Annotated in this window: 22 protein-coding genes and 1 riboswitch; of the genes, 10 read left to right on the forward strand and 12 right to left on the reverse strand. The window is 54.3% G+C overall.

All coding sequences use genetic code 11. The features are described from left to right. Window positions 1–51 precede the first annotated feature (51 nt). Entirely contained in the window at window positions 52–4,275 is a 4,224-nt protein-coding gene (gene rpoC / locus J2X14_RS20670) for a DNA-directed RNA polymerase subunit beta' (RefSeq protein WP_352413019.1), read from the forward strand. A 110-nt stretch (window positions 4,276–4,385) separates the two neighbouring features. Here the strand turns inward: rpoC and J2X14_RS20675 are convergent, their stop codons facing one another. Beyond that, window positions 4,386–4,835 (reverse strand): hypothetical protein, encoded by a 450-nt coding sequence (locus tag J2X14_RS20675; protein WP_352413020.1) that lies wholly within the window; start codon window positions 4,833–4,835, stop codon window positions 4,386–4,388. A 639-nt stretch (window positions 4,836–5,474) separates the two neighbouring features. Between J2X14_RS20675 and psrA the strand changes: the two genes are divergently transcribed. Next, window positions 5,475–6,377: an L-proline-binding transcription factor PsrA gene (psrA, locus tag J2X14_RS20680; RefSeq protein WP_352413021.1), complete on the forward strand. Its 903-nt coding sequence runs from the start codon at window positions 5,475–5,477 to the stop codon at window positions 6,375–6,377. Here the strand turns inward: psrA and J2X14_RS20685 are convergent. Further along, window positions 6,349–7,149 (reverse strand): substrate-binding domain-containing protein, encoded by an 801-nt coding sequence (locus tag J2X14_RS20685; RefSeq protein ID WP_352413022.1) that lies wholly within the window; start codon window positions 7,147–7,149, stop codon window positions 6,349–6,351. The two genes, psrA and J2X14_RS20685, sit on opposite strands and share 29 nt — an antisense overlap. A gap of 11 nt (window positions 7,150–7,160) precedes the next feature. After that, a complete protein-coding gene (locus tag J2X14_RS20690; protein WP_352413023.1) occupies window positions 7,161–8,471 on the reverse strand; it encodes an MFS transporter in 1,311 nt (436 codons plus the stop codon). Window positions 8,472–8,825: 354 nt separating this feature from the next. Between J2X14_RS20690 and J2X14_RS20695 the strand changes: the two genes are divergently transcribed. Then, on the forward strand, window positions 8,826–9,914 hold the full coding sequence (locus tag J2X14_RS20695; RefSeq protein ID WP_352413024.1) for a DUF1176 domain-containing protein: 1,089 nt from the start codon (window positions 8,826–8,828) through the stop codon (window positions 9,912–9,914). Window positions 9,915–10,148: 234 nt separating this feature from the next. Then, on the forward strand, window positions 10,149–10,415 hold the full coding sequence (locus tag J2X14_RS20700) for a hypothetical protein (RefSeq protein WP_352413025.1): 267 nt from the start codon (window positions 10,149–10,151) through the stop codon (window positions 10,413–10,415). A gap of 272 nt (window positions 10,416–10,687) precedes the next feature. Here J2X14_RS20700 and thiH read toward each other — a convergent pair whose 3' ends face one another. The 7 genes from thiH to rsd all read right to left on the reverse strand — a co-directional run bounded on the left by thiH (window position 10,688) and on the right by rsd (window position 16,897). Further along, window positions 10,688–11,815: a 2-iminoacetate synthase ThiH gene (gene thiH / locus J2X14_RS20705; protein WP_352413026.1), complete on the reverse strand. Its 1,128-nt coding sequence runs from the start codon at window positions 11,813–11,815 to the stop codon at window positions 10,688–10,690. After that, a complete protein-coding gene (locus J2X14_RS20710) occupies window positions 11,815–12,591 on the reverse strand; it encodes a thiazole synthase (RefSeq protein WP_352413027.1) in 777 nt (258 codons plus the stop codon). Before J2X14_RS20710 ends, thiH begins: the two co-directional genes overlap by 1 nt. Window position 12,592: 1 nt before the next feature. After that, window positions 12,593–12,793 carry a sulfur carrier protein ThiS gene (gene thiS, locus J2X14_RS20715; protein WP_352413028.1) on the reverse strand — a complete coding sequence of 67 codons (201 nt, stop codon included), beginning with the start codon at window positions 12,791–12,793 and terminating at the stop codon, window positions 12,593–12,595. Continuing rightward, window positions 12,790–13,539 (reverse strand): HesA/MoeB/ThiF family protein, encoded by a 750-nt coding sequence (locus J2X14_RS20720; RefSeq protein ID WP_352413029.1) that lies wholly within the window; start codon window positions 13,537–13,539, stop codon window positions 12,790–12,792. Before J2X14_RS20720 ends, thiS begins: the two co-directional genes overlap by 4 nt. Then, window positions 13,532–14,173, reverse strand: coding sequence for a thiamine phosphate synthase (gene thiE, locus J2X14_RS20725; protein WP_352413030.1), 642 nt, complete (start codon window positions 14,171–14,173; stop codon window positions 13,532–13,534). The genes J2X14_RS20720 and thiE overlap by 8 nt, the downstream gene beginning before the upstream one ends. Next, the gene (thiC, locus tag J2X14_RS20730) at window positions 14,170–16,092 is read right to left on the reverse strand and encodes a phosphomethylpyrimidine synthase ThiC (RefSeq protein ID WP_352413031.1); all 1,923 of its coding nucleotides are present in this window, start codon (window positions 16,090–16,092) and stop codon (window positions 14,170–14,172) included. Before thiC ends, thiE begins: the two co-directional genes overlap by 4 nt. An 84-nt stretch (window positions 16,093–16,176) precedes the next feature. Beyond that, a riboswitch (TPP riboswitch) is annotated at window positions 16,177–16,276 on the reverse strand. A 114-nt stretch (window positions 16,277–16,390) separates the two neighbouring features. Further along, window positions 16,391–16,897 carry a sigma D regulator gene (rsd, locus tag J2X14_RS20735; protein ID WP_352413032.1) on the reverse strand — a complete coding sequence of 169 codons (507 nt, stop codon included), beginning with the start codon at window positions 16,895–16,897 and terminating at the stop codon, window positions 16,391–16,393. A gap of 137 nt (window positions 16,898–17,034) precedes the next feature. Here rsd and nudC point away from each other — a divergent pair, with 137 nt between their 5' ends. The 6 genes from nudC to J2X14_RS20765 all read left to right on the forward strand — a co-directional run bounded on the left by nudC (window position 17,035) and on the right by J2X14_RS20765 (window position 21,475). Further along, complete coding sequence (nudC, locus tag J2X14_RS20740) at window positions 17,035–17,814, forward strand: NAD(+) diphosphatase (RefSeq protein ID WP_352413033.1); 780 nt, start codon at window positions 17,035–17,037, stop codon at window positions 17,812–17,814. Between the two features lie 82 nt (window positions 17,815–17,896). Then, window positions 17,897–18,964: a uroporphyrinogen decarboxylase gene (hemE, locus tag J2X14_RS20745; RefSeq protein WP_352413034.1), complete on the forward strand. Its 1,068-nt coding sequence runs from the start codon at window positions 17,897–17,899 to the stop codon at window positions 18,962–18,964. A gap of 2 nt (window positions 18,965–18,966) precedes the next feature. Beyond that, window positions 18,967–19,632: a deoxyribonuclease V gene (gene nfi / locus J2X14_RS20750; protein ID WP_352413035.1), complete on the forward strand. Its 666-nt coding sequence runs from the start codon at window positions 18,967–18,969 to the stop codon at window positions 19,630–19,632. A gap of 62 nt (window positions 19,633–19,694) precedes the next feature. Then, entirely contained in the window at window positions 19,695–20,285 is a 591-nt protein-coding gene (locus tag J2X14_RS20755; RefSeq protein WP_352413036.1) for a YjaG family protein, read from the forward strand. A 188-nt stretch (window positions 20,286–20,473) separates the two neighbouring features. Continuing rightward, complete coding sequence (gene hupA, locus J2X14_RS20760; protein ID WP_352413037.1) at window positions 20,474–20,746, forward strand: nucleoid-associated protein HU-alpha; 273 nt, start codon at window positions 20,474–20,476, stop codon at window positions 20,744–20,746. Window positions 20,747–20,830: 84 nt separating this feature from the next. Next, complete coding sequence (locus tag J2X14_RS20765) at window positions 20,831–21,475, forward strand: DUF1481 domain-containing protein (RefSeq protein WP_352413038.1); 645 nt, start codon at window positions 20,831–20,833, stop codon at window positions 21,473–21,475. Between the two features lie 53 nt (window positions 21,476–21,528). On the opposite strand, the gene purD is transcribed toward J2X14_RS20765, so the two are convergent. Beyond that, the gene (gene purD, locus J2X14_RS20770) at window positions 21,529–22,809 is read right to left on the reverse strand and encodes a phosphoribosylamine--glycine ligase (RefSeq protein ID WP_352413039.1); all 1,281 of its coding nucleotides are present in this window, start codon (window positions 22,807–22,809) and stop codon (window positions 21,529–21,531) included. Window positions 22,810–22,827: 18 nt separating this feature from the next. After that, on the reverse strand, window positions 22,828–24,417 hold the full coding sequence (purH, locus tag J2X14_RS20775; RefSeq protein ID WP_352413040.1) for a bifunctional phosphoribosylaminoimidazolecarboxamide formyltransferase/IMP cyclohydrolase: 1,590 nt from the start codon (window positions 24,415–24,417) through the stop codon (window positions 22,828–22,830). Window positions 24,418–24,973 lie beyond the last annotated feature (556 nt).

The following is a 24,973-nucleotide window of genomic DNA, read 5'->3' on the forward strand; positions in this document are numbered from 1 at the left end:
CGGGCTTGCCCGGGCTTTCTTGAGAAGTCTCACTCCGACGGGAGCTAATCCGTGAAAGACTTACTTAAGTTTCTGAAAGCGCAAACTAAAACCGAAGAGTTTGATGCGATCAAAATTGCTCTGGCCTCGCCAGACATGATCCGTTCCTGGTCTTTTGGTGAAGTGAAAAAGCCGGAAACCATTAACTACCGTACCTTCAAGCCAGAGCGCGATGGTCTGTTCTGCGCCCGTATCTTCGGGCCGGTAAAAGACTATGAATGCCTGTGCGGTAAGTACAAGCGCCTGAAACACCGCGGTGTTATCTGTGAGAAGTGCGGCGTTGAAGTGACCCAGACTAAAGTACGCCGTGAGCGTATGGGCCACATCGAGCTGGCTTCGCCGACTGCGCACATTTGGTTCCTGAAGTCTCTGCCGTCCCGTATCGGTCTGCTGCTGGATATGCCGCTGCGCGATATCGAACGCGTGCTGTACTTCGAATCTTATGTCGTGGTTGAAGGCGGCATGACCAACCTTGAAAAGCGTCAGATCCTGACTGAAGAGCAGTATCTGGATGCGCTGGAAGAGTTTGGCGACGAATTCGATGCGAAAATGGGCGCGGAAGCGATCCAGGCATTGCTGAAAAATATGGATCTGGAGCAGGAATGCGAGCAGCTGCGTGAAGAGCTGAACGAAACCAACTCCGAGACCAAACGTAAAAAGCTGACCAAGCGTATCAAGCTGCTGGAAGCGTTCGTACAGTCTGGCAACAAGCCGGAGTGGATGATCCTGACCGTGCTGCCGGTACTGCCGCCGGACCTGCGTCCGCTGGTTCCGCTGGACGGCGGTCGTTTTGCGACCTCTGACCTGAACGATCTCTATCGTCGCGTCATTAACCGTAACAACCGTCTGAAACGTCTGCTGGATCTGGCTGCGCCGGACATCATCGTACGTAACGAAAAACGTATGCTGCAGGAAGCGGTAGATGCGCTGCTGGATAACGGCCGTCGTGGTCGCGCCATTACTGGCTCCAACAAGCGTCCGCTGAAATCGCTGGCTGACATGATCAAAGGTAAGCAGGGTCGTTTCCGTCAGAACCTGCTGGGTAAACGTGTCGACTACTCTGGTCGTTCCGTTATTACCGTAGGTCCTTACCTGCGTCTGCATCAGTGCGGCCTGCCGAAGAAAATGGCGCTGGAACTGTTCAAACCGTTTATCTACGGCAAGCTGGAGCTGCGTGGTCTTGCTACCACCATCAAAGCCGCCAAGAAGATGGTTGAGCGTGAAGAAGCCGTGGTTTGGGATATCCTGGATGAAGTGATCCGTGAGCACCCGGTTCTGCTGAACCGTGCGCCGACGCTGCACCGTCTGGGTATTCAGGCCTTTGAACCGGTTCTGATCGAAGGTAAAGCTATCCAGCTGCACCCGCTGGTATGTGCGGCTTATAACGCCGACTTCGATGGTGACCAGATGGCTGTTCACGTACCGCTGACGCTGGAAGCCCAGCTGGAAGCGCGTGCGCTGATGATGTCGACCAACAACATTCTGTCTCCGGCGAACGGCGAGCCTATCATCGTTCCGTCTCAGGACGTTGTACTGGGTCTGTACTACATGACCCGCGACAAAGTGAATGCCAAAGGCGAAGGCATGGTGCTGACCGGCCCGAAAGAAGCTGAGCGTGTTTATCGCGCTGGCCTGGCCGAGCTGCATGCGCGCGTTAAAGTGCGTATCACTGAATACGAAAAAGATGAGCAGGGCGAATTCATCTCCAAGACCAGCCTGATCGATACCACTATCGGTCGTGCGATTCTGTGGATGATCGTGCCGCAGGGTCTGCCTTTCTCCATCGTCAACCAGGCGCTGGGTAAAAAGGCGATCTCCAAAATGCTGAACACCTGTTACCGCATTCTGGGCCTGAAGCCGACCGTTATCTTTGCTGACCAGACCATGTACACCGGTTTTGCCTACGCAGCCCGTTCAGGCGCTTCCGTTGGTATCGATGATATGGTTATTCCAGCGAAGAAAGTGGAAATCATCACCGAAGCGGAAGCGGAAGTGGCTGAGATTCAGGAGCAGTTCCAGTCTGGTCTGGTAACCGCTGGCGAACGCTATAACAAGGTTATCGATATCTGGGCCGCAGCCAACGAACGTGTTGCTAAGGCGATGATGGAAAACCTCTCTACCGAAACGGTTATCAACCGTGACGGCGAAGAGGAAAAACAGGTTTCCTTTAACAGCATCTTTATGATGGCTGACTCGGGTGCGCGTGGTTCTGCTGCGCAGATTCGTCAGCTTGCTGGTATGCGTGGTCTGATGGCGAAGCCGGATGGCTCCATCATCGAAACGCCGATCACCGCGAACTTCCGTGAAGGTCTGAACGTACTCCAGTACTTCATCTCCACGCACGGTGCGCGTAAAGGTCTGGCGGATACCGCACTGAAAACGGCAAACTCCGGTTATCTGACCCGTCGTCTGGTTGACGTGGCGCAGGATCTGGTGGTGACCGAAGATGACTGTGGTACGCATGAAGGCATCATGATGACGCCGGTTATCGAAGGTGGCGACGTTAAAGAGCCGCTGCGTGAGCGCGTTCTCGGTCGTGTAACGGCAGAAGACGTATTGAAGCCGGGCACCGCCGACATTCTGGTATCGCGTAACACCCTGCTGGATGAGCACTGGTGTGACGTCCTGGAACTGAACTCTGTCGACAGCGTGAAAGTTCGCTCTGTTGTTGCCTGTGAAACCGACTTCGGTGTGTGTGCACACTGTTACGGTCGTGACCTGGCGCGTGGCCACATCATTAACAATGGTGAAGCTATCGGCGTTATCGCGGCACAGTCAATCGGTGAGCCGGGTACCCAGCTGACGATGCGTACCTTCCACATCGGTGGTGCGGCATCGCGTGCGGCTGCTGAATCCAGCATCCAGGTTAAGAACAAAGGTACCATCAAGCTGACCAACGCCAAGTCGGTAACCAACTCCGCTGGCAAGCTGGTGATTACTTCCCGTAACGTTGAACTGAAAATGATCGACGAATTCGGGCGCACCAAAGAAAGCTATAAAGTGCCTTATGGCGCGAGCATGGCGAAAGGTGACGGTGAGCAGGTCAACGCCGGTGAAACGGTAGCGAACTGGGATCCACACACCATGCCGGTTATCACCGAAGTGAGCGGTTTCATCCGTTTCACCGACATGATCGACGGCCAGACCATTACGCGTCAAACTGACGAACTGACCGGTCTCTCTTCGCTGGTGGTGCTGGATACCGCAGAACGTACCGCGGGTGGTAAAGATCTGCGTCCGGCGCTGAAAATCGTTGATGCTAACGGCAACGACGTACTGATCCCGGGCACCGATATGCCGGCACAGTACTTCCTGCCAGGTAAAGCGATTGTTCAGCTGGAAGATGGCGTAAAAATCAGCTCTGGTGATACGCTGGCGCGTGTGCCGCAGGAATCTGGCGGTACCAAGGATATTACCGGTGGTCTGCCGCGCGTTGCTGACCTGTTTGAAGCGCGTCGTCCGAAAGAACCTGCGATCCTGGCTGAAATCAGCGGTATCGTTTCCTTCGGTAAAGAGACCAAAGGCAAGCGTCGTCTGGTGATCACGCCGATCGACGGCAGCGATCCGTACGAAGAGATGATCCCGAAATGGCGTCAGCTCAACGTATTTGAAGGTGAGCGCGTAGAACGTGGTGACGTCATCTCCGATGGTCCAGAATCTCCGCATGACATTCTGCGTCTGCGTGGCGTTCAGGCTGTGACGCGTTATATCGTTAACGAAGTGCAGGATGTATACCGTCTGCAGGGCGTTAAGATTAACGATAAGCACATCGAAGTTATCGTGCGTCAGATGCTGCGTAAAGCTACCATCGCCAACGCAGGCAGCTCCGAGTTCCTGGAAGGCGAGCAGGTAGAATACTCACGCGTGAAGATTGCCAACCGCGATTTGGAAACCAACGGCAAAGTGGGCGCAACTTACGCTCGCGATCTATTGGGTATTACCAAAGCGTCACTGGCAACCGAATCGTTCATCTCTGCAGCATCGTTCCAGGAAACTACGCGTGTCCTGACCGAAGCCGCAGTAGCAGGCAAGCGTGATGAACTGCGCGGCCTGAAAGAGAACGTTATCGTGGGTCGTCTGATCCCGGCTGGTACCGGTTATGCTTACCACCAGGATCGTATGCGTCGCCGTCAGTCTGGCGAGCCGACCGTAGCGCCTCAGGTTAGCGCAGAAGAAGCAACGGCCAGTCTGGCCGAGCTGCTGAACGCTGGCCTCGGTGGTAACGACGACGAGTAATCGTCAGACGTAGCGCCATAAATAAAAACCCTGCCTCGGCAGGGTTTTTTTATGGTTTTCGATCTATAAATCTACCTGATACTGTTTTACCCACTGTAAATAAAGGATCTTTATTCAGAAAGAATAATATCACCATGCATAACAGGGACATCCAGGAATGATAGGGTCACTTCTTCAGCATACTGATCAAGATAAGCTGTTGTCTCACCGTCTGGCGAAGCCCACATTTTGCCATGAATAGGGTTAACAGCCGGACGATAACCTAATGCCAGCAGGTAATGCTCCAGCCGCGTGGTCTCTGTGGTACCGGTAAATTTTATCGCTCTAATATAAGGCGAAGAGCCATCTCGCAGATGGTATTCAATAACATAATTTTTAGTAATGCGCGGCGTACACTTTATTTCATCAGAAGTCAGCAGATGATATTCCAGCCAGTCCTGCTCGGTATATTGGGCATCGGAAGTCCACCAGACCGGCACAATAAAATAGCCGGCAACCAATACCAGCAGCACCATCAGCCCGGTAATAATGGTCGCTACTCTATAGAGTTTTTTTAACATTAAACACTCTTGGTCCGGTAAATGCGTTTATCTGAGTGCCATTGTCGGTCACTATCTGCGCAAGTCCTGAGGCAAAATCGGTAAAAGGTTCAACCGACATCATAAAGTTGGGCAACTGACCATAGTGCGGTACGGCACGCGTATTCTTTTGCGGGTCGGGGAAAAGCAGAGGTTTAAACAGTTTGTTTTTATAGTTTCCCGGCGGGCCATAATGATCCCAACGCGCTAACGCCTCAGTTTTACTGATCAGCTTGAGAAAAGGAAAATAATTCAGCCCAGGATTTCCGAATAAACCATACCTCTATCCACTCCTGGCGCTTCTTTCCCATCCAAAACGCTATCACGGTTAGCCATTTACTCTCCCTGTTCATATTTTCCCTTTGCTCACTTTATCTGCACTTTCGCTGAAAAAAATTAACGAAAGCGTTAATAACTCCTGGAAAACAGGTAAATAAGGGTGTGATAGCGAGTTAAGCAGGCTGTAGCGGCTTATCAAAGAGTTGAGAAATTATAAAAAGGTGTGATCCTGTGATCCCGGTTGGAAAACAGACCCGGCCATAAAAAGATAAATCATTCTCTGATGTAGCATCAACGACAAGGACGTTTGAACCTACTGAACTTTTCAAGGATGCCAAAAATATGCCTGTTAATTTTGACCTCAGCGATTTATATGCGTTTCGGGCACTTATTGAGTATGGGAACTTCCGTATTGCCGCTGAATCAATCTGCCTTTCACAACCGGCCCTGAGCCGCAGAATAGATAAGCTGGAAAATGCGTTGGGTATCAAACTGTTCGAAAGAACTACCCGCCGCGTGGCCCTTACGCTTAAAGGTCAGGCTTTTGCCGAAAGATCGGTGCAGTTGCTTGCAGAGTTAGAAAATATCATGACGGACTTAAGCGAAGTCAGTCTGGCACGCACCGGTCTGATTACCGTAGCCTGTGTACCGTCTGCGGCCTATTACTTTATGCCGAATGTTATTAGCCGCTTTCAGACCCGCTATCCTCGCGTGCGGGTTAAACTTATCGACAGCAGTGCAGGTAATGTTTATGACGCGGTGATCGGCGGACAGGCGGATTTTGGTATCAGCTTCTCTGGTCGTTCGCTGCCGGATATTGAATTTTTGCCCCTGCTTGAAGATGTCTACGTGGCGGCGTGTCGACATGAGCACGTTATTGCCGGTAAAAAATCGATCAGCTGGCGTGATTTCTATCAGCACGCCTGGGTAGGACTGGATAAAACTTCAGGCAACAGAAACTTACTCGATCGGGCGCTGAAACATATCATCCCCGCTACCCCCAGTATTTGTGAGACCCGGCACGTGACGACCATGCTGGGCATGGTTGAAGCAGGGCTCGGCATTGCTGCCGTCCCTGCTATGTCAATGCCTGCATCAGGTCATAGCGCCCTGACACGGGTGCCTTTAACCGATCCGGTGGTGAAACGCACCGTTGGCCTGCTGAGAAAAAGCGGCAGAACGCTCTCTCATATAGCGGCAGAGCTTGAAAACACCATCATTGAGCAATATCGCTCGGTTTATTAGCGTGCTGGTTCGCCACCGAATGCAGCCCGGTCGCCTGCACCGCCTGTTGCACACCCGGTGAAGCAAGGTAAGCCAGTAACTGGCGTGATGCATCGCCGTGTACAGATTGACTCACTACCGCACCGGCGAAGCGGGTGACATATTGCATGTTGTCAGGCAATTCCCCAATAAACGCCACGCCCTTAACCGGTAAAAGCTCGCTCACCTGTTGAAAACCAATGGAATATTTCCCCTCTGCTACCAAAGACGCTACCGGTATGCGCTCAACTTTATAGGCTTTGTGTTTAACCTGTCGCTCAATGCCGAGCCTGCTGAATAACTGGCTGCTGATATATCTGCCGCTTGCGCTGTCTGAATAGGCAATGGAAGTCGCATTCAGCAATGCGCGACGTAATTCATCCGCGTTTTTGATGCTGACAGCCGTTGCGCCTTTTTTGATTACCGCCCCGATAACTGAATCGGCTAGTTCCACACGGGAACCGGCCTGAATCCAACCCTGCGTCTCAAGGCCTTCCAGCGCCTCACCCACCATAATAACCACATCCGCCTTTTCGCCACGTGCCAGGCGGGAAGGGATCGCCTGAGGCGTATTGCCCATCGAAGGGCCAGAAATAGTGTGAATTTTATAGCCTTGCTGCGCTTCAAATCGCGGAGCCAGCGTTTTCCACGCCGCCATAAATCCCCCTGATATCATCACGGTTAGTTCTTTTGCCTGAACGGCGGCGCTGCAGACCAGTGAAAAAACAAGGATGCATATCACCTGAAGCTTCATTAAAACTCTCCTTAGCTCAATGATTTGCTGGCGTGCTGAAAGTGCACGGCGCTGCGGCGATAAAGGAACAGCGTTGCCAGTAAGGCGCAGATAGCGGCAAAACTCATCCAGTAACCGGGTGATGCTTTATCTCCCGTCAGCTCAATCAACCCGGTGGACATGATGGGCGTAAAGCCGCCGAAGAGCGCGGTAGCCAGGCTGTATGCCAAAGAAAATCCGGCGACTCTGACTTCGCCAGGCATAATTTCCGTTAACGCCGGGATCATCGCGCCGTTATAAAGGCCATAAATAAATGATAGCCATAGCAACACGCCCAGCATCATAGAAAATCCGGGGGCGCTGGCCAGCATGTGCAGTGCGGGGTAAGACGTGGTCAGAGCCAGCGTCGCCATAGTGACTAAAACAGGCTTACGACCAAATCGATCGGATAGTGCGCCCCCTATGGGCAGCCAGAAAAAATTCGAGACAGCAACCAGTAAAGTGACAAGCAGGCTGTCCGATGCGCTGAGCATCAGAACCTTTTTACCGAAAGTAGGCGCATAAACGGTGATAAGGTAAAAAGCCGTGGTTGTCATGGCAACCATTAACATGCCAGCCAGCACCACCGGCCAGTTATTTATCAGCGTCTTAAGAACCTGGCTTATATCAGGATGGCTGCGCCGGGCTTTAAACTCCTGCGTTTCTTCCAGTTTGCGGCGCAGGATAAAAATAAACGGAACAATCAGGCAGCCGAAAAGAAAAGGAAGACGCCAGCCCCATTCACGGATTGCCGTTTCCTCAAGCATGGCGTTAAGGGCGAATCCCATCCCGGCAGCAACCATAATCGCAATTTGCTGACTGCCCGATTGCCAACTGGTATAGAAGCCTTTACGCCCCGGCGTGGCTATCTCTGCCAGATAGACGGAGACGCCGCCCAGTTCCGCACCGGCAGAAAACCCCTGTAACAAGCGGCCAATAAGCACCAGAAGCGGGGCCCAGAAACCGATGCTCTGCCAGGAAGGAATAAGCACGATCAGAAACGTCCCGGCGGCCATAATCGACAGCGTAACAATCAGCCCTTTACGCCTTCCCACTTTATCAATGTAAGCGCCCAGCACGATGGCTCCAACAGGGCGCATCAGAAAGCCAGCGCCGAAGACGGCGAAGGTCATCATTAAAGAAGCGAACTCGCTGCTGGCAGGAAAAAAAGTGTGGGCAATATAGGTGGCATAAAAGCCGAACAGGAAAAAATCAAACTGTTCGAGAAAATTGCCTGAGGTAACACGAAAAATAGCGCCAAATCGTTCGCGGGTGGTAAGAGCATGAGGTGAAGCGGTTTGCATGGTTATCTCCAGTTTATTGTTGGCGCTTATTACTGCGCCTGTTGCTGAAGAATGAATCAGCCAGCAAGACGGGATAAGTGCAAAAAGCGCATCGATTGATGCTTGTTATGCATTGCTCTTGTTAAGGTTAATAAAAAGGCTAATAATTACATATGGTTAAAAAATAACGTCACAGCCAATGGTTATCGGCACACAAGCATTCATGTTGTCAAAATGTGAAGTAGTTCCTGTAAAGTTGTTGTGTTGTTTGGCCCGGATATTATGGCTTTGCCAAACTAAAGTGCATGAATGACATTTGCCGCCGGGTATTGAGAAGAAATCCTGTTTTTAGCGCTACACAGAGGAAGCGTACATATGGCCTTATTGGGTAAAACCCTATTGTTGTTGGCACTGTCCGGCTGGCTGAACGCTGCAATAGCGGCAGATGGACCAGCAGCAGAGCCGGTACAGCGTTTTTTCAAACAGTGGCAGGTCACCTGTAACAACCTTAACGACTGCGATATCCGTAACGTGGATGAAAATATGCGCATCGTTATTCGTCATCAGGCGGGGCCAGCAGGCACAGCCGCACTGGATATTATGAGCTTTGATGCCGCAAAAGCGGAGGGCGTCTGGCTGGACGGTAAACGCTGGGATCACCCCATAACCTTATCCGATGCTGATGAAAACAATGACTATGCCAGTGCGCACAGCGACAACTTAAGCGATATTCAGGCGCTGGTGGCGGCGGCTAAAAATGCCATGACCGTTTCTCTGACATCGGATAATGAGATCAGCGGATCGTTAAGCGGCCTGAATGCGGCGCTGCTGTTTGTGGATGATCGCCAGGGGCGGCTGAATAATCAAACGGCGCTGCTTAAAACCGGCGATGAACGGCCTGACAGCGTACCGCCGCGCGCCTCTGCTGCACCGTCGTTGCCGCCCGTGCCGCCGGTTGTGCCGCTGGATAATGCTCAGACACTGCTGAAACAGGTGATTGCCAGCCAGCAGGCGGTACTGCAACAGGAAGAATGTGAACCTGCTGAAGAGGATATCGCCCGCAGCGAGGCACAGCCGTTGGATGCACAGCATGCGTTGGTGATGGTTAACTGCGGCATGGGCGCTTATCAATCTTCCAGTTTGTTGTTTATCACGCTGCGTGCTGTGCCTGAAAAGGCACAGCAGCTGGTGCTGCCGCTACCGCTGCGTGACGCAGAAGGCAAGCCTGATAGCATAAGCTGGTTTACCGAGGCCAGTTACGATCCGCGCAGCGGGCAACTGTTTCAGGCCGCACGTGGACGCGGCATCGCCGACTGTGGCGCAAGCGCAACCTGGCGTTATGACGGCCAGGCCTTTCATCTGATGAGCTATAACAGTCAGCCTGGCTGTGACGGCGGTGAGCCCGGAGACTGGCCTTCGGTATGGGCAACGCCGGGCTACGCAGAGAGTGAGAACAGCCGATAAGCGCTCAGCTATCAGTTTCAGAAGGGCAGGGCCAGCAATTTGAACAGAACGTTGACCCTGGTCAGAACATTATTGCCTGACGTCGTCATGATAAATCTTCCTTCTCTTATGATTACCGTCGTCACATTCTGTGAATGACGAGCATCGTCTGTTGAAAGCGCCTCCAGCTGTGAAACGTTATGCAGGTAATAAAAGAGTCATCACAGTAATCTAATCCAGATAAAGGAAGGCTAAATGAATAACTATGTCATTTTTATCAGTCATAACAAATCAAAGGCCATTTTAAAAGAAAACGTTACGCGCTCTGTTATTAAGCAAATGAAAGAAAAAGGATTCAGGAAGTATCATGTTGAAATAACAGCTGAAAATGAAAAGGATGCCACTTTAAAATTAAATCACAGCAATAAAGGTTATTTGACTGCCTTAGCGGATTTTTCCGGCAACATATTATTTTTGGCTTTAATTATTATTATCATGTCTGTGTTCTATTTTTTTAAATAGTAAATTCCTTCTGCCAGTGAAGGCTATCAGAAACGTAATAGAGTTAATTATTTTCAATAAAATTAATAGCATGCTTGCCAGCCTGAATAACCCTCCTTAATCATCAGCTCTGGAAGGGCAGGGTCAGCAGAGTGAATGGAGACTGACCCTGGTCAGGCAATGATTGCCTGACGTCGTAACGGTAGATCCTGATGTAATGAAAGCAAAGCGCGGCGCTTCAACGCTGGATAACGGCTTCCAGAGAAGATTTGCAACGCTGTGCCCGTTACCTTTTATTGCGGCATGCGTCCCAGCCAGCTATCCCAGTCTTTCCATACCGGCTGTAAACCAGCGCGCGTGAGCGCTGCCGCCACTTCCTGCGGCGTGCGATGATCGTCTGGTGAAAATTGCTCCAGCTGCGGATCGTTATCGGCATAGCCACCGGGCTGCGTTTTGGAAAAGGCGCTGATGCTATTAATCGCCAGCGGGACTACGCGATCGCGAAATGCAGGCGATTCCCGCGTGGAAAGCGAGAGTTCAACCTCCGGCGCAAACAGACGGAAAGCGCAAATCGTCTGCACCAGCTGGGCTTCGCTCATGAACGATGCGGGTTCAATTCCACCCGCACAGGGGCGCAAACGCGGGAAAGAGACAGAATAGCGGCTTTGCCACCAGGTCTGCTGCAGCCACAACAGATGCTCCGCCAGCATATAACAGTCGGTTCGCCAGCTATCAGAAAGGCCAATCAGCGCGCCAAGGCCGATCTTATCGATCCCGGCATGCCCTAATCGATCCGGCGTCTCCAGCCGAAAGAAAAAATCCTGCTTATTGCCTTTCAGATGGTGCTGCTGATAAATCCTCGGGTGATAGGTTTCCTGATAAACCAGTACGCCGTCCAGCCCGATATGCTTTAACGCGGCATATTCCGCTGTCGACAGCGGCTGTACCTCCATCATCAGCGAACTAAACTGGCGTCGGATCTGCGGCAGATGCTGGTGGAAGTAATCTATCCCTACTTTTGTTTGATGCTCGCCGGTCACCAGTAGCAGATGATCAAAACCCATCGCGCGGATCGCCTGGCACTCACGCTCGATCTCCGCGGCATCAAGCGTTTTGCGCTTAATGCGATTGCTCATTGAAAAGCCGCAGTAGGTACAGTCGTTGGCACACAGGTTTGACAGGTAAAGCGGCACGTAAAAACTGACCGTATTGCCGAAACGCTGCCGCGTCAGGCGTTGGGCTTTCTGCGCCATCGGCTCAAGGAAGGGCGCCGCCGCCGGAGAGAGCAAAGCCATAAGATCTTCACGATCCGGGCGTGCGGCGTTAAGCGCCTGCATCACGTCGACGGCGGTTTTGCTGTGGATGCGCAGATGAATATCATCCCAGTCGAGCTGCCGCCAGCGATCGATAAAATCTTTCATCAGGCACGCTCCGGCTGGCTGAGAAAAGCGGTGAGCGGGCTGGATGGAACGGCCTGCGGTTGACTGGCTCCAAGGCCGCTGTGCCAGGCGATGCGTCCGGCTTCCACGGCCAGGCGAAATGCGCGCGCCATTTCAACCGGCTGGCGCGCAACAGCAATCGCCGTATTCACCAGCACCGCGTCCGCGCCCATTTCCAGCGCTTCGCTGGCGTGACTTGGCGCGCCGATACCGGCATCAATCACCACTGGCACTTTCGCCTGTTCAATAATAATCGCCAGCAGATCGCGGGTTTTTAACCCCTGGTTGCTACCGATCGGCGCGCCTAAAGGCATCACGGCAGCGCAGCCCGCCTCTTCTAATCTTTTGCATAACACCGGATCGGCGCTGCAATAGGGAAGTACGATGAAACCTTCTTTCACCAGCTGCTGGGCCGCCTTTAACGTTTCCACCGCATCCGGCAACAGATAGCGCGCGTCGGGATGGATTTCCAGTTTCAGCCAGTGGGTGCCCAGCGCTTCACGCGCCAGCCGGGCGGCAAAGATCGCTTCTTCAGCGGTTTTTGCCCCGGATGTGTTCGGCAGCAGCTGGACGCCCAGCGCCTGTAGCGGCGCAAGAATGCCATCATCGCCGCCGCGTAAATTGAGGCGTTTCATCGCCATTGTCACCAGCTGCGAGCCGGAAGCGCGAATCGCCTCAAGCATCAGCGCGGGCGTGGCAAATTTGCCGGTGCCGGTAAACAGGCGCGAAGAAAATTGTTTGTCTGCTATCTGTAACATATCAGCCTCCGGCTATTGCCTGAAAAATCACCACCACATCGCCTTCGTGTAACCAATGCTGTGCCCAGCTGCCGCGCGGCACGATCTGCTGATTCACCGCCAGCGCGGTGCCCGCCGGCTGGCACGCCAGCGTATCCAGCAATTGATCCAGCGTGAGCGGAGATGGCAGCGTCAGCGTTTCATCATTGACCAGGATATTCATTTACCGCCTCCGCAGACCGGGCAGTGCGCATCGGGCGTCAGGCTCAGCGAGCGCCAGGTTTGCTGGCGGCCATCGAACAGGCGCAGCTCGCCATCAAGCGCAGAAGGCAGGCCAGCGAGCATTTTTAATGCCTCAAGCGCCTGTAACGTGCCGATAGTGCCGACAACCGGGCCCAGCACGCCAGCGGTACGGCAGTTGCGTTGAGGCTCGCTGTTATCAGGCCAAAGGCAGCGGTAGCAGCCATGTCGCCAGGGCGGCGAGATAACCAGCAGCTGTCCGCTGAAGCCTACGGCGCTTCCGCTAATCAGCGGCGTATTTGCAGCGACGCAGGCGGCGTTTACCGCATGGCGGGTTGCCATGTTATCGCTACAGTCCAATACCAGATCCACCTGCGGCACCCAGTGCCGCAACCGCTCCGCATCCATTCTTTCCGGTAGCGCGATCGCTTCCACCTGCGGATTCAACGATTGCAACTGATACTGCGCCAGCGACGCTTTCGCTTTTCCGCAATCGGCGCTGCGGTAGAGGATCTGGCGCTGTAGGTTGCTGATATGCAAGGTATCGTCGTCAGCCAGCAACAGTTTGCCGACGCCTGCGGCCGCCAGCCATAGCGCAGCGGGCGCGCCAAGACCGCCAAGGCCGACAAGCAAGACGCTGGCCTGTTGCAGCTTCTGTTGCCCCTCCGGGCCGAACTCTTCCAGCAGCAGCTGACGGCTGTAACGCAGAAAATCGCTATCGTTAAGCATGATCCTCATCCCCTGTACCGGCCAACGCCAGCAGCTGTTGCGTGGCGTTGCGCCAGTCGCTGGCCTGGGTAATCGCGCTGACCACCGCGACGCTGCCGACGCCGCAGGCCAGCACCGCCGGTGCCCGCTCAAGGCTGATGCCGCCGATAGCGACAGTCGGGATATTTTCCAGCCGCGCCAGATGGCGTTTCAGCTGCTCCAGCCCCTGAGGCGAAGAGGGCATGGCTTTGGTTTGCGTCGGGAAAATATGGCCCAGCGCGATATAAGAGGGGTTAACCGCCAGCGCCCGATCGATTTCCTCATCGTCATGGGTGGAAATACCCAGGCGTAGGCCTGCACGGCGGATAGCTGCTAAATCGGCTACCTCCAGATCTTCCTGCCCTAAATGAACGCCGTAAGCCTGATGCTTAATCGCCAACTGCCAGTAATCATTAATAAACAGGCGCGCCTGGCAGGCTTTACCTGATGCGATGGCCTGCTGAATCATCGGCTCGACTTCGGCGGCGGGGCGATCTTTGATACGCAGCTGCAAGGTGCGCACGCCCACCTCCAGCAGGCGGTTTATCCATTCCAGGCTATCGACCACGGCATACAGGCCAAGTCGGTGCGGCGTAGTGGGAAAAGGCTGGCTCATGCTTTTTCCTCCGAACGTAACGCATCGGCAGGGTGATAAAGCTCGCCGCCTCGTTGACGAAAAGCCTGCGACATTTCAGCCATGCCCACTTCAACTGGCTGCGCCTCCGCCTGCTGTTTTGCTGCGTAGTCGCGTACTTCCTGCGTAATTTTCATTGAACAGAATTTTGGGCCGCACATGGAACAGAAGTGCGCAACCTTGCCCGACTCCTGCGGCAGCGTCTCATCGTGGTAAGCACGTGCGGTATGCGGATCGAGCGCGAGGTTAAACTGATCTTCCCAGCGGAATTCAAAGCGCGCTTTTGACATGGCGTTATCGCGGATCTGCGCGCCGGGATGCCCTTTCGCCAAATCGGCCGCGTGTGCGGCGATCTTATAGGTAATCAGCCCTTGCTTAACATCTTCTTTATTGGGCAGGCCGAGGTGTTCCTTTGGCGTCACATAGCAGAGCATGGCGCAGCCGAACCAGCCAATCATCGCCGCGCCGATGCCTGAGGTGAAATGATCATAGCCAGGGGCGATATCGGTGGTCAGCGGGCCGAGGGTATAAAACGGCGCTTCGTGGCAATGCTCCAGCTGCTCGGTCATATTGCGGCGGATCATCTGCATCGGCACATGGCCCGGCCCTTCAATCATCACCTGAACATCATATTCCCAGGCGATTTTAGTCAGCTCGCCCAGCGTATGCAGCTCGGCAAATTGCGCCTCATCATTAGCATCCTGAATCGAGCCAGGACGCAGCCCATCGCCCAGCGACAGGGAAACATCATAGGCGGCGCAGATTTCGCAGATTTCACGGAAATGCTGATAGAGAAAGCTTTCCTGATGATGGGAAAGGCACCACTTAGCCATAATCGAGCCGCCGCGCGATACAATGCCGGTCAGACGCTTCGCCGTCATCGGCACGTAACGCAACAGCACGCCAGCATGGATAGTAAAATAGTCCACGCCCTGTTCCGCCTGCTCCAGCAGCGTATCGCGGAACAGCTCCCAGTTCAGGTTCTCTGCGATGCCGTTGACCTTTTCCAGCGCCTGGTAAATGGGCACCGTGCCGATCGGCACCGGGCTGTTACGCAAAATCCATTCGCGCGTTTCATGGATATAGCGGCCGGTAGAGAGATCCATCACGGTATCCGCGCCCCAGCGGGTAGACCAAACCAGCTTTTCTACCTCTTCTTCAATTGAGGAGCTTACGGCAGAGTTACCGATGTTGGCATTTACCTTCACCAGAAAATTACGCCCGATAATCATCGGCTCCGCTTCGGGATGATTGATATTGGCGGGAATGATCGCGCGGCCCGCGGCCACTTCCTGGCGCACAAACTCCGGCGTAATGTTTTCCGGCAGCTGGGCGCCGAAACCGTGCCCCGCATGCTGCTGCAACAGCACTTCGCTTCGAATTCGCTCGCGGCCCATATTTTCCCGCAGGGCAATAAACTCCATTTCCGGCGTGATCATTCCCAGGCGCGCGTAGTGCAACTGGGTAACGCGCCGTCCCGCCTGGGCACGACGTGGACGCGGCAGGTTATCAAAACGCAGATGATCAAGCCCTTCGTCTTGCAGACGCAGCTGGCTATAACGGGAGCTTAGCGTAGTCTGCTCGGTATCATGGCGTTGCTCAATCCAGGCGCTGCGCAGGCGCGGCAGCCCCTGATGCACATCGATGGTTGCTTCAGGATCGCCATACGCGCCCGCCGTATCGTAAACCGGCACCGGCTCGTTGGCTTCATACACGGGGGAAGCTTTATCGCCGCCGGTAAGCGTCGGGCTAAGCTGGATTTCGCGCATCGGCACGCGAATATCGGGACGACTGCCGGTGATCCAGATACGTTTTGAATTGGGAAACGCAGTTCCCTGCAGGGAGGCAATAAACTGTTGCGCCTGGGCGCGTTGTTCACGACGGGTTGGTTTAGCAGACATAGCAAACTCCAGATAAAGGAACATTGCTTGTCCGGAGTTCGGAAGGAGTAACGACATGGCGTCAATACGTATTGACGCCATGAAAGCATCTGTACTCTTGTTCCCTTCGCAGGTACTAACCTGATCAGGTTCCGCGGATCCCGAATTAACGGTCTCAGCCTAAAAGGCACTCCGACAAGAAGAAATCTCGCTGCAGACGCGCTGCAAACGATACCTTACACGCGTGACGCTGCGGCAAGGTCATAAAAAAGCCCCTTCAGCATAAAGGGGCGTTAATAAAACTACAACCTGATAATAATTAAGCAGGTCGGGCGAGCGGCTGATCGTTGGCTGCGGTCAGCGTTGCTAAATTGTTCTCGAAGGCCAGCTGGATCAGCTTATCTTCCAGCGTAAAGCGCGCTTCCAGCGCTTCGCCCACCTCAGAGAGCGCCTGCTGGAATTCCAGGCAGTTATCGTGATCGATAGCGGCTTCCAGATGGGTGTCATACAGCTGCATGATCTGTTCGGTATTCCCCTGCAGCGCGGGATAAATTTGGGCTGCCGCCAGCAACGGGCTGTCGCCGGTCATCTCTTCGATAATACGTTCATAAACGTTGAAGTGGCCGGTAGAGAGGTAATCCACCAGGCTTTGACAAAAATTGTCGAGCGCCTTTTCATCAAGGGCGGTCAGAGACTCTTTATTCGGTTTGATACCAACGACCTGATAATAAGCAACCAATAGCTGCCTGCGCGCATTAAGCCAAAAATCTACCAGTTCATTACTGCCACCTACGCGCTCGGTCAGAACGTTTAACTGGTTAAGCATGTTTGTCTCCGTGAGTTATAGTCTTACCGCTACTTATACTTAACATCAGTACAGAGGCTGTGTCCCGTATTCGTTCCATTTTTAAGAATAATTACGGCTCCAGTCACAAAAGTGCTGAAGCAGAAGGTAACGCTTATATGGAACGTGAGATTAACAGCGTAGACGCTGGTTGGTGGGTTGTCAGCCATGAACAGAAAATTTGGTTGCCGAACGGCGAATTACCGCACGGTACGGCAGAAAAAACTGGCCTGGTTGGATCGCAGGGCGCGATCATTGGCGAGTGGCAGGGCGAAGCGGTATGGCTGATCCGCGAAAACCGTGATGATCACATGGGGTCGGTACGGCAAATCATTGATATCGACAGCGGGCTGTTTCAGCTGGCCGGGCGCGGCGTCCAGCTGGCGGAATTTATCCGTTCACATCGCTATTGCGGCTATTGCGGCCATGAAATGCATCTCAGCAATCGCGAAAACGCCTGCCTCTGCGGCCATTGCCGCCAGCGTTACTATCCGCAAATCGCGCCTTGCATCATTGTCGCCATCCGTCGCCACGACAAAATTTTGCTGGCGCAGCATGCTCGCCACCGTAACAGCATCTATACCGTGCTGGCGGGATTCGTTGAGGTGGGCGAAACGCTGGAGCAGGCGGTGGCGCGCGAAGTGATGGAGGAGAGCAACGTACGGGTAAAAAACCTGCGCTATGTTACCTCGCAGCCATGGCCTTTTCCCCATTCGCTGATGATGGCGTTTATGGCGGAGTATGATGAAGGCGAGCTGCAAATCGATAATAACGAGCTGATCGCCGCCGACTGGTTTCGTTATGACGCCTTGCCGCAGCTACCGCCGCCGGGCACCGTGGCTCGCCGCCTGATTGAGGATACGGTGGCGCTTTGCCGCGCGGCGGATGCGCAGCCGTAACGGTTGCTACAGGGCAGCAAACTTGTTTAACTGTCGGCCATAACGGCTGCCACCAGGCGCCTGTATTTGAGAGAGCCTTATAATGAGCGAATTAAAGAACGATCGTTACCTGCGTGCCCTGTTACGCCAGCCCGTTGATGTGACGCCGGTATGGATGATGCGTCAGGCTGGACGCTATCTGCCGGAATACAAAGCCACGCGTGCGCAGGCGGGCGACTTTATGTCGCTGTGCAAGAATGCCGAGCTGGCCTGTGAAGTGACTCTGCAACCGCTGCGTCGCTATCCTCTGGATGCGGCGATTCTCTTTTCCGATATCCTGACGATTCCCGATGCGATGGGATTAGGGCTCTATTTCGAAGCGGGCGAAGGTCCGCGCTTCGCCTCGCCGATTACCTGCCGTGCCGATGTGGATAAGCTGCCGGTGCCCGATCCGGAACAGGAACTGGGCTACGTAATGAATGCGGTGCGCACCATTCGCAAAAATTTGCAGGGCGCGGTGCCGCTGATTGGTTTTTCCGGTAGCCCGTGGACGCTGGCAACCTATATGGTGGAAGGCGGCAGCAGCAAAGCCTTTACCAAAATCAAAAAGATGATGTATGCCGAACCGGCCACGCTGCATGCCATGCTGGATAAGCTGGCGGATAGCGTCATCCTCTACCTTAATGCGCAAATCCGCGCAGGCGCGCAGTCGGTGATGATTTTCGACTCCTGGGGCGGCGTATTAACCGGCGCGGATTATCAGGAATTCTCGCTGCGTTACATGCATAAAATTGTTGATAGCCTGATCCGTGAAAACGACGGGCGTCGCGTGCCGGTGACCCTGTTTACCAAGGGTGGCGGCCAGTGGCTGGAAGCGATGGTGGCGACCGGCTGCGATGCGCTGGGCCTGGACTGGACGATTGATATTGCCGATGCGCGCCGCCGCGTAGGCGACAAAGTCGCGCTGCAGGGCAATATGGATCCGTCTATGCTTTATGCATCGCCTGCGCGTATCGAGCAGGAAGTGGCATCTATCCTTGCTGGCTTTGGCGAGGGTAACGGGCACGTATTTAATTTAGGACATGGCATCCATCAGGATGTGCCGCCTGAGCATGCAGGCGCATTTGTGGAGGCGGTACATCGGCTGTCACGTCCTTATCACAAGGAGTAGATATGGATATTCAGGCATTACGAGCCGAACAGCTACAGCGCGCCGCAGATGTGGTGCGCCATGATGATTTTGAGGTAATGCCGCCGCGCCTGATTGGCGGCGCGGACGTCGGATTTGAACAGGGCGGCGACGTAACGCGCGCCGCCATGGTGATTCTGGAATATCCTTCGCTGAAGCTTATCGAATATAAGGTGGCGCGTATCGCCACCATCATGCCTTATATCCCTGGTTTCCTCTCTTTCCGTGAATATCCGGCGCTGCTGGCTGCCTGGGAGCTGCTGGAGCAGAAGCCCGATCTGCTGTTTGTTGATGGTCATGGTATTTCCCATCCACGGCGGCTCGGCGTTGCCAGCCACTTCGGTATGCTGGTGGATGTCCCGACCATCGGCGTGGCGAAACGCCGTCTGTGTGGACGCTTTGAGCCGCTGGATGATGAGCCTGGCTCGCAGCAGCCGCTGATGGATAAAGGCGAGAAGATCGGCTGGGTCTGGCGCAGTAAAAAACGCTGTAATCCGCTGTTTGTTTCCACCGGCCATCGCGTCAGCATCGATACCGCGCTGGAGTGGGTGCAGAAGTGTATGGCGGGATATCGCCTGCCCGAGCCGACGCGCTGGGCTGACGCGGTGGCCTCCGAGCGCAGCGCCTTTCTGCGCTGGCAGCAGGGATAGCCGTGCCGGACGGTTTCTTTTGCGTTACACTGCCGCCAGAATGATGCTAAAGAGACCTTATCATGTTACGTAATCCCATCCATCTGCGCCTCGAAAAGCTGGAAAGCTGGCAGCACGTTACCTTTATGGCCTGCCTGTGTGAGCGCCTCTATCCCAACTATTGGGCGTTTTGTCAGCAGACCGAGTTTGCCGATGCGCAGCTGTATCGCCGTGTTCTCGATCTGATCTGGGAATCTCTGACGGTAAAAGACGCCAAAATCAATTTCGACAGCCAGCTGGAAAAACTGGAAGAGGCGATTCCGCTGGCGGACGATTTTGAGGTGTATGGCGTTTATCCCGCGATCGATGCCTGCGTTGCGTTAAGCGAACTGGTGCATTCACGTCTGAGCGGCGAAACGCTGGAGCATGCGATCACCGTTAGCGAGACGTCGATCACCACGGTGGCGATGCTGGAAATGACCCATGCCGGTCGCGAAATGAGCGATGAAGAGCTGGGTGCGCTACCGGCGATAGAAGAGGAATGGGACGAACAGTGGGAGATTTTTCGCCTGCTGGCCGCCTGCGAGGAGCGGGACCTGGAGCTGATAAAAGGACTACGTTCTGACCTGCGCGAAGCCGCGATAAGTAACATTGGTATAAAAATAGAGCAATAACGCGATAAAACGTGACTTCACGCCTGAATTGTCATGCCTAAAGGCTTCACATCCGCCCCCTGTCTGGTCTACATTTGGGGGGCTGAAAAATGTGGCTATCGGTGCGTGCAGGCTGAAGGGTGTCAGAATCTGTCTATTCCCTCGCACTCGATGCTTAGCAAGCGATAAATACACTGTAAGGATAACTTATGAACAAGACTCAACTGATTGATGTAATTGCAGAGAAAGCGGATCTCTCCAAGTCCCAGGCTAAAGCTGCGCTGGAATCCACCCTGTCTGCAATTACCGAGTCTCTGAAAGATGGTGATGCTGTACAACTGGTTGGTTTTGGTACTTTTAAAGTTAACCATCGTGCTGAGCGCACTGGCCGCAACCCGCAGACTGGCAATGAAATCAAAATTGCTGCTGCTAACGTACCGGCATTCGTATCTGGTAAAGCACTGAAAGACGCCGTTAAGTAATCGCGTTGCAGTGAAAGGTTTAACGAGGGCGGCAATTATTGTCGCCCTTTTGTTTTTTGACGTTTTTTGGCATCACGGAGCCTCATGAAGCGGCTATTCGCACTTCTGACGTTACTGCTGGCAGGCTGTAGTTCACAGCCGTCACTGCCTGACTTTACCGCCAGCGGCTATCTGGCCGATCGCGGCGCGGTGCGCATCTGGCGTAAGAATAATCAAGACAGCGTGCATATGCTGACGGTGTTTAAACCGTTTCAGGAAGGCGCGGCGGTCTTTACGCGCTACGGCTGGAAGAAGGGCAACCTGATCAGCATTGAGCGCCATCTGAAAGGCAGCGAGCCGGATGATGTGACGCTACGTTTTGACAGCGATGGCGGCCTGAGCTTTATGCAACGGCAGCTGGCGGGACGGCGTGAGGCGGTCAGCGAGCATACTATCGAACTTTATAAGTTTGATGCGCAGCGCATGCTGCAAATCAGCGACGCGCTGCTGGCCGGTCATGTGCTGATGAAACAGGGGCGCTGGCAGGGCAACAACGCACTGCAAACCTGTCAGGGCGAGCCGATCAAACCGGCGCTGGAGGAAAGCGAATGGCAAAGAATCGCACGGCTGCAACAGCAAACGGGCGCGGCGGTCAGCGTTGCCTGGCTGGAGGCACCGGCGGGTACTCAGCTGCTGGGCGTTTCAAGCGAAGATGATTGTCAGTGGGAGCCGCAGGAAGCGGATTTCTAGCGTGGCGTAAAGGGAAAGGCGGCCCCGCCGCAAGGGCGGAACCGCAAGAGGAACTATTTGCGTCTGATAGCGCGATAGCCAATATCGCGGCGGCAGAAACTGCCATCCCATGAAACCGGCGTTGCCAGCTCATAGGCGCGACGCTGTGCCGCAGCAATATCAGCGCCCAGTGCCGTAACGCAAAGTACGCGTCCGCCATTGGTCATCACTAAATCGTCTTCCAGACGGGTTCCGGCATGAAAGATTTTACCGTCCGCCACGTCTTCCAGCGGCAGGCCATGAATCACATCGCCGGTGCGGTAGTCGCCAGGGTAGCCGCCCGCCGCCAGCACTACGCCCAGCGCCGGACGCTCATCCCACTGCGACGTTTTTTCATCCAGCTTGCCTTCGCAGGCCGCCAGGCAGAGATCAACCAGATCTGACTGCAGGCGCAGCATAATGGGCTGCGTTTCCGGATCGCCGAAGCGGCAGTTAAATTCGATGACTTTCGGCTGGCCATCCTGACCAATCATCAGTCCGGCATAGAGAAAACCGGTATAGACATTGCCTTCCGCTGCCATGCCGCGCACCGTCGGCCAGATAACCTCATCCATCACGCGCTGGTGGATCTCTGCCGTCACCACCGGAGCAGGGGAGTAAGCGCCCATGCCGCCGGTATTGGGACCGGTATCGCCATCGCCTACGCGTTTATGATCCTGGCTGGTCGCCATCGGCAAAACATGTTCGCCATCCACCATGACAATAAAGCTGGCTTCTTCACCATCAAGAAACTCTTCCACCACGATACGGTGTCCGGCATCGCCAAAGGCATTGCCCGCCAGCATATCCCGCACGGCGGCTTCCGCTTCTTCCTGCGTCATGGCGACGATAACGCCTTTACCGGCCGCCAGCCCGTCCGCTTTGATCACAATCGGGGCGCCTTTGGCGCGCACATACTGTAGCGCCAGCTCAACGTCGGTGAAGTTATGGTATTCCGCAGTAGGGATCTGATGACGCGCGAGGAAATCCTTGGTGAAAGCTTTGGAGCCTTCCAACTGGGCGGCCGCTTTGGTCGGGCCAAAGATTTTCAGGCCCGCTTTGCGAAAGGTATCAACCACGCCTTTCACCAGCGGCGCTTCAGGGCCAACGATGGTTAAATCAATTTTTTCACTCTGCGCGAAAGCCAGCAGCGCCGGAATATCGGTGGCGGCAATATCCACATTCTGCAACGCTGGCTCCAGCGCCGTGCCTGCGTTACCCGGCGCGACAAAAACGCGCTCCGCCAGGGGAGACTGGGCCGCTTTCCATGCCAGCGCATGTTCGCGGCCGCCGTTACCAATGATTAAAATGTTCATTTATGACTCTCCTGACGATTAATGGCGGAAATGACGCATATCGGTAAAGATCATCGCAATGCCGTGCTCATCTGCGGCGGCAATCACTTCATCATCACGAATAGAACCGCCCGGCTGGATAACGCAGCTGACGCCAACGGCGGCGGCGGCATCGATACCGTCACGGAACGGGAAGAAAGCATCAGAGGCCATCGCAGAGCCTTTTACCTCTAACCCTTCGTCAGCGGCTTTGATACCGGCGATCTTAGCGGAATAGACGCGGCTCATCTGACCGGCACCAATGCCGATGGTCATATTGTCACGGGCGTAGACAATGGCGTTGGATTTAACAAATTTGGCCACTTTCCAGCAGAACAGCGCATCACGCAGTTCCTGTTCATCAGGCTGGCGCTTTGAAACGACACGTAGCTGGCTGCGGTCCACCATGCCTAAATCGCGATCCTGAACCAGCAGGCCGCCATTGACACGTTTGAAATCGAGGCCGCCGACACGCTGCTGCCAGGCGCCACAGGTCAGCACGCGGACATTCTGTTTTGTCGCGGTGATGCGCAGAGCTGCCTCGCTGGCAGACGGCGCAATAATCACTTCAACAAACTGACGGCTGATAATCGCCTGCGCGGTGGACTCATCCAGTTCACGGTTAAAGGCGATAATGCCGCCGAAGGCTGAGGTTGGATCGGTTTTGTAAGCGCGCTCATAGGCGTCCAGCAGCGAAGCGCCAACCGCGACGCCGCATGGGTTGGCATGCTTAACGATAACGCAGGCGGGCTCGTTGAATTCTTTCACGCATTCCAGCGCGGCGTCGGTATCGGCAATATTATTATAGGAGAGTGCTTTCCCCTGCAGCTGGTGGGCAGTGGCAACGGAGGCTTCTTTCACTTCTTCTTCAATATAGAACGCCGCCTGCTGGTGGCTGTTCTCGCCGTAGCGCATATCCTGCTTTTTAATGAAGTTGAGATTTAACGTGCGCGGGAAACGGCCTGAAGGGGCATCGGTCTCGCCATGATAGGCGGGCACCAGGCTACCAAAGTAATTGGCGATCATGCTGTCGTAAGCGGCGGTGTGCTCAAATGCCTTGATAGCAAGATCGAAGCGGGTGGCGAAGGTTAAGCCATTTTCATTGGCGTCCAGCTCGGCAACGATCGCCTGATAGTCGCTGCTTTTCACTACGATCGCCACATCCTTATGGTTCTTCGCCGCCGAGCGCACCATGGTCGGCCCGCCAATATCGATATTTTCTACCGCATCTTCCAGCGTGCAGCCTTCGCGTGCCACCGTCTGGGCAAAGGGATAAAGGTTAACGACAACCATATCAATCGGCGCGATCTGATGTTGATTCATGATCTCATCATCCTGACCGCGGCGTCCAAGAATGCCGCCATGCACTTTCGGATGCAGAGTTTTAACGCGTCCATCCATCATTTCCGGGAAACCGGTGTAATCAGAGACTTCTGTGACCGGCAGGCCTGCATCAGCCAACAGGCGAGCTGTGCCGCCGGTAGAGAGAAGCTCGACGCCTCTTTGAGAGAGCGCCTGAGCGAATTCGACGATACCGGCTTTATCAGACACGCTGAGCAGAGCGCGGCGTACAGGACGACGTTGTTGCATGGTGGTTTCCCTTGGCTTTGGTTCGCAAGTAAAGAGCGTTACATCAAGCTTAACAGGCCTTCTATAAAGGTAAGCTTCAGGTAACGCCCCCGTCAGGGGCATTATTAACGTCGGCTGGCATTGTAGCGAAAACGTTTGCGTGATGCTCGCCTAAATTAGAATCCCGCTGCTGTGTACATAAATCTGTGGATAACTGCGTATAAATAGCACTTTTGCTGGGGATTGCAGCAAACAGTCATATTTTTGCAATTTAACGGTTGCAGGCCATCGAGAACTCCCTATAATGCGCCTCCATCGACACGGCACAACGGCTTGCGCCACGCGGTGTTGAGCGGTTCAGCGAAGTCTGAATCGCCGGAGAAAAACTTCTGAAAAAGAGGTTGACTCTGAAAGAGAGTAGCGTAATATACGCCACCTCGCGGCAACGGCAACAAGCGCCGGTCGCACCGCTCTTTAACAACTTATCAGACAATCTGTGTGGGCACTCACGGACGGGATATCGCAAAAAATATTGCAGTATCAAGTCTCAGAGTGAACACGTAATTCATTACGACGT

The sequence above is a fragment of the Mixta sp. BE291 genome (genome assembly GCF_031457955.1).
Lineage (GTDB): Bacteria > Pseudomonadota > Gammaproteobacteria > Enterobacterales > Enterobacteriaceae > Mixta.

What these genes read in the sequence shown, in the direction of transcription:
- J2X14_RS20675 (WP_352413020.1), bottom strand. Translation starts at nt 4,835, where the DNA reads ATGTTAAAAAAACTCTATAGAGTAGCGACCATTATTACCGGGCTGATG.
- psrA (WP_352413021.1), top strand. Translation starts at nt 5,475, where the DNA reads ATGCCTGTTAATTTTGACCTCAGCGATTTATATGCGTTTCGGGCACTT.
- J2X14_RS20685 (WP_352413022.1), bottom strand. Translation starts at nt 7,149, where the DNA reads ATGAAGCTTCAGGTGATATGCATCCTTGTTTTTTCACTGGTCTGCAGC.
- J2X14_RS20690 (WP_352413023.1), bottom strand. Translation starts at nt 8,471, where the DNA reads ATGCAAACCGCTTCACCTCATGCTCTTACCACCCGCGAACGATTTGGC.
- J2X14_RS20695 (WP_352413024.1), top strand. Translation starts at nt 8,826, where the DNA reads ATGGCCTTATTGGGTAAAACCCTATTGTTGTTGGCACTGTCCGGCTGG.
- J2X14_RS20700 (WP_352413025.1), top strand. Translation starts at nt 10,149, where the DNA reads ATGAATAACTATGTCATTTTTATCAGTCATAACAAATCAAAGGCCATT.
- thiH (WP_352413026.1), bottom strand. Translation starts at nt 11,815, where the DNA reads ATGAAAGATTTTATCGATCGCTGGCGGCAGCTCGACTGGGATGATATT.
- J2X14_RS20710 (WP_352413027.1), bottom strand. Translation starts at nt 12,591, where the DNA reads ATGTTACAGATAGCAGACAAACAATTTTCTTCGCGCCTGTTTACCGGC.
- thiS (WP_352413028.1), bottom strand. Translation starts at nt 12,793, where the DNA reads ATGAATATCCTGGTCAATGATGAAACGCTGACGCTGCCATCTCCGCTC.
- J2X14_RS20720 (WP_352413029.1), bottom strand. Translation starts at nt 13,539, where the DNA reads ATGCTTAACGATAGCGATTTTCTGCGTTACAGCCGTCAGCTGCTGCTG.
- thiE (WP_352413030.1), bottom strand. Translation starts at nt 14,173, where the DNA reads ATGAGCCAGCCTTTTCCCACTACGCCGCACCGACTTGGCCTGTATGCC.
- thiC (WP_352413031.1), bottom strand. Translation starts at nt 16,092, where the DNA reads ATGTCTGCTAAACCAACCCGTCGTGAACAACGCGCCCAGGCGCAACAG.
- rsd (WP_352413032.1), bottom strand. Translation starts at nt 16,897, where the DNA reads ATGCTTAACCAGTTAAACGTTCTGACCGAGCGCGTAGGTGGCAGTAAT.
- nudC (WP_352413033.1), top strand. Translation starts at nt 17,035, where the DNA reads ATGGAACGTGAGATTAACAGCGTAGACGCTGGTTGGTGGGTTGTCAGC.
- hemE (WP_352413034.1), top strand. Translation starts at nt 17,897, where the DNA reads ATGAGCGAATTAAAGAACGATCGTTACCTGCGTGCCCTGTTACGCCAG.
- nfi (WP_352413035.1), top strand. Translation starts at nt 18,967, where the DNA reads ATGGATATTCAGGCATTACGAGCCGAACAGCTACAGCGCGCCGCAGAT.
- J2X14_RS20755 (WP_352413036.1), top strand. Translation starts at nt 19,695, where the DNA reads ATGTTACGTAATCCCATCCATCTGCGCCTCGAAAAGCTGGAAAGCTGG.
- hupA (WP_352413037.1), top strand. Translation starts at nt 20,474, where the DNA reads ATGAACAAGACTCAACTGATTGATGTAATTGCAGAGAAAGCGGATCTC.
- J2X14_RS20765 (WP_352413038.1), top strand. Translation starts at nt 20,831, where the DNA reads ATGAAGCGGCTATTCGCACTTCTGACGTTACTGCTGGCAGGCTGTAGT.
- purD (WP_352413039.1), bottom strand. Translation starts at nt 22,809, where the DNA reads ATGAACATTTTAATCATTGGTAACGGCGGCCGCGAACATGCGCTGGCA.
- purH (WP_352413040.1), bottom strand. Translation starts at nt 24,417, where the DNA reads ATGCAACAACGTCGTCCTGTACGCCGCGCTCTGCTCAGCGTGTCTGAT.